The sequence below is a fragment of the Catenibacterium sp. genome, from assembly GCF_052354645.1.
Classification (GTDB): Bacteria; Bacillota_I; Bacilli_A; order Erysipelotrichales; family Coprobacillaceae; genus Catenibacterium; species Catenibacterium mitsuoka_A.
The window spans coordinates 1-3,466 of record NZ_DAWDDM010000214.1 but is presented as its reverse complement, the minus strand read 5'-3'; the positions used below and the strand labels follow the sequence as shown (position 1 = coordinate 3,466).

Sequence of the window (3,466 nt, the reverse complement as noted above, 5' to 3'; positions counted from 1 at the left end):
AGAAATGCCTGTTTATGAACCTGAAAAAGCAGAAATCAAAGAATCTCCAAAAGAAGAACCACTTAAACCAATTAAAGAAAAAATTAAGGTTATTGGTCAAACAAGAGGTACTTATATTTTAGGAGAAAATGAAAGAGGATTTTATATCATTGACCAGCATGCAGCACAGGAACGTATCAATTATGAATATTTCCTCAATAAGTTCTCTCATCCTGATTTATCCATCCAGCCAAAGATTGTTCCTCTTACATTTGAATATCCTGAGAGCGAATGTCTTGTTATTGATGAACATAAAGGGTTATTGGAAGAAGTTGGAATCCATCTTGAATCATTTGGCCGACATTCATATATTGTACGTGGTTTACCTTTATGGATGAAAAATATCGATGAGAAGATCTTTATTGATGAAATGATTCAAGAAGTTTTAAACAATCAAAGTGTGGATATTGTTGCTATGCAGGAACATGCTATTGCAACACTTGCATGTAAAGCAAGTGTCAAAGGAAATACATATCTTACAACACAGGATATGCAGACAATTATAGATAATCTTATGCGTTGTGATAATCCTTATGTTTGTCCTCATGGTAGACCAACCATCATATTCTATAGTGATTATGAATTAGAAAAGTTATTTAAGAGGGTTGTAGTATGAAAAAAGTAATTGCGGTATGTGGACCTACTGCTGTAGGTAAAACACGTATGGGTGTTTCTTTAGCAGAAGCACTTCATGGTGAAGTCATTAGTGGTGATTCTATGCAGATCTATCGTACGATGGATATTGGAACTGCCAAAGTAACAGAAGAAGAAACGCAGGGTATTATTCATCATATGATTGATATCAAAAATCCTGATGAAACATTTTCTGTCAGTGAATTTCAAAAAGAAGTTCGTCATTATATCGATACAATCGATATGCCTATTGTGGTAGGAGGTACAGGTCTTTATATCAAGGGTGCTCTTTATGATTATACTTTTGAAGAAACAGAATCTAAGCATGATGAAATAAAAGCGAAGTATGCCCATTATACAAATGAAGAACTACATCAGTATTTGGCATCCTTTGACCCTCAATCAGCATTAGATCTACATCCTAATAATCGTCAAAGAGTATTACGTGCCATTGAAATTTATGAAGAATCAGGAAAAAGAAAAAGTGATATTCTAGAAGCGCAGGAACATAAGCCTGTTTATGACATTTATTTTGTAGGACTCACACTTCCACGTCCTATTCTTTATGAGCGTATTAATAAACGTGTTGATTTAATGATTGAACAGGGATTAGAAGAAGAAGTCAAGAAAATCTATGATTCAGGTTTATCACGTAATGCGCAGTCTATGAAGGCTATTGGTTATAAGGAATGGTTTGATTACTTTGAAGGTTCAAAAACAAAAGAACAGGTCATAGAAGAAATCAAGAAACATTCACGTAACTACGCGAAAAGACAATATACATGGTTTAATAACCAATTTGATGTACATTGGTACGATGTCAATCTAGAAGATTTTGATTCTACAATTCACCAAGTATTAAAAGATATCGAAGAATGGTATGAAAAAAGATAAGTCTCTCTAACGAGGCTTATCTTTTTTGAGTTTTCTGATATTTGTGGTTCTTCCGTGTTTAAGAATTCTTTGATAGTTTTCAGTTAATGATTTTTCATAACGGCTTGTCAGCCAAGGTACATAGAACTGAGCATCTTTAATTTCATCAGGAAGATATTGAAGATATTCCCATAAATCAGGTCTATTATAATCGTAACGATCTTCCTCATCTATACCAACAGGAGTTAAACGTATATATTGTGGTGCTTTATGTGGTTCGTTGTGGTAAGACGCAAGTGCTGCATCTATCGCATTTTCACTCGATTTTGATTTAGGTGATAAAGCCAATTCTATAATGCAGCTTGCTAGAGGAATTCTTGCTTCAGGAAAACCAATTGTCTTAGCTGCCTGGAAGGCTAAAACAGTACGCATACACGCATTAGGATTGGCTAGTCCTATATCTTCATAAGCAGTTGTAATCAGTCTTCGTTCTAGTGACTCTATATCTCCTGCATCTATAAGTTTTGCAAAATAATAAAGAGCACCATTTGGGTCAGATCCTCTAATAGATTTCTGCAAACCACTTAAAGTATCATAGTATTGATCTTCATCTTTATCAAATTGCATATTGGCGCGTGGAACAGCTTCCTGAATGATTTCTAATGTGATATGTGTATCTGGTGCATAAATAGTTGCAAGTTCCAAACAATTATAAGCATAACGCACATCACCGCTGCTCATTCTTGCAATATAATCATATACTTCTTGATCTATTTCATATTGATGATTAAGTCCTCTCTCGCTGACTGCAGCTCTTTGACATGCTTCCACAATCTCTTCATGATTCAAAGGCTTTACTTCACATAAATGACATCTTGAGCGAATTGCAGGATTGATAGAATGATATGGATTGGCAGTTGTGCAGCCTGCGATAATCAACAATCCACTCTCGATATAAGGCAGTAAATGATCTTGCTTATCTTTATTTAAACGATGCACCTCATCTACAATCACAAACAAACCTTCTGAAAGTTTCGCTTCAGTGATAATCTGGTCCATCTCTTTCTTATTACCAGTAGAGGCATTGAATATACGATATGGTATATTTAAATCATGAGCGAGGGCCTTAGCCATAGTTGTTTTTCCGCATCCAGGTGGTCCATATAAAATAATGGACATTGGATGATCCTTCTTTACAAATTGTCTTAATAATTTATTATCTCCTACAAGGTGCTTTTGCCCAATTACATCATCAAGTCCAATAGGGCGCATGGAATCTGCAAGTGTCTTATGAATCATAGTTTATTTCCTTTCGTTTTAGAATCATGTATAATTATAACATGATTTTATAAGGAGAGAGTAATATGAGAATTGTTTTACAAAGAGTAAAAGAAGCAAGTGTGACAATTGATGGAGAAGTACATGGTGCCATTAATAAGGGTTATATGATTCTTGTAGGTTTTAATAATGATGATACTCATGAAATTATAGATCGTCTTGTGGAAAAGGTTATCCACTTAAGAGTCTTTGAAGATGAAAACCAAAAAATGAATCGTTCACTCATAGATGTAGAAGGATCTATTCTTTCTATTTCTCAATTCACTTTATATGCAGACTGTCGTAAAGGAAGAAGACCAAGCTTTATTGATGCAGCTAAGCCTGATATCTCTTCACCGCTTTATGATTACTTTAATGAAAGTTTAAGAAACCAAGGCATTCATGTAGAAACAGGAATTTTTGGAGCTGATATGAAATGTGCATTAATTAATGATGGTCCAGTTACTATTGTATTAGACAGCGATGACATCATGCCTCGAAAATAATGCGATTATAGGCAAATAGAAGGGCGTATAAGCCCTTTTTTACATTTTTTCACAAAAAATGAATAAAAATCAAAAAAAGTCTTTACAAAGGAAATGAA

Annotated in this window: 3 protein-coding genes and 1 pseudogene; 3 read left to right on the top strand and 1 reads right to left on the bottom strand. The window is 34.3% G+C overall.

Going from position 1 to position 3,466, the window contains the following annotated elements:
* Both ACT8VG_RS08835 and miaA read left to right on the top strand, forming a co-directional pair.
* Nucleotides 1-655, top strand: a pseudogene (locus ACT8VG_RS08835) (DNA mismatch repair endonuclease MutL); the annotation flags it as partial.
* Complete coding sequence (miaA, locus tag ACT8VG_RS08830; protein WP_195921470.1) at nt 652-1,566, top strand: tRNA (adenosine(37)-N6)-dimethylallyltransferase MiaA; 915 nt, start codon at nt 652-654, stop codon at nt 1,564-1,566. The pseudogene ACT8VG_RS08835 and the gene miaA, both read left to right, overlap by 4 nt.
* A gap of 6 nt (nt 1,567-1,572) precedes the next feature.
* Here miaA and ACT8VG_RS08825 read toward each other — a convergent pair whose 3' ends face one another.
* Nucleotides 1,573-2,841, bottom strand: coding sequence for a replication-associated recombination protein A (locus ACT8VG_RS08825; RefSeq protein ID WP_117459268.1), 1,269 nt, complete (start codon nt 2,839-2,841; stop codon nt 1,573-1,575).
* A 68-nt stretch (nt 2,842-2,909) separates the two neighbouring features.
* On the opposite strand from ACT8VG_RS08825, the gene dtd reads away from it, so the two are divergent.
* Nucleotides 2,910-3,368: a D-aminoacyl-tRNA deacylase gene (gene dtd / locus ACT8VG_RS08820; RefSeq protein WP_187012526.1), complete on the top strand. Its 459-nt coding sequence runs from the start codon at nt 2,910-2,912 to the stop codon at nt 3,366-3,368.
* Nucleotides 3,369-3,466 lie beyond the last annotated feature (98 nt).

Coding starts and splice junctions, on each gene's coding strand:
- miaA (WP_195921470.1), top strand. CDS start 652: ATGAAAAAAGTAATTGCGGTATGTGGACCTACTGCTGTAGGTAAAACA.
- dtd (WP_187012526.1), top strand. CDS start 2,910: ATGAGAATTGTTTTACAAAGAGTAAAAGAAGCAAGTGTGACAATTGAT.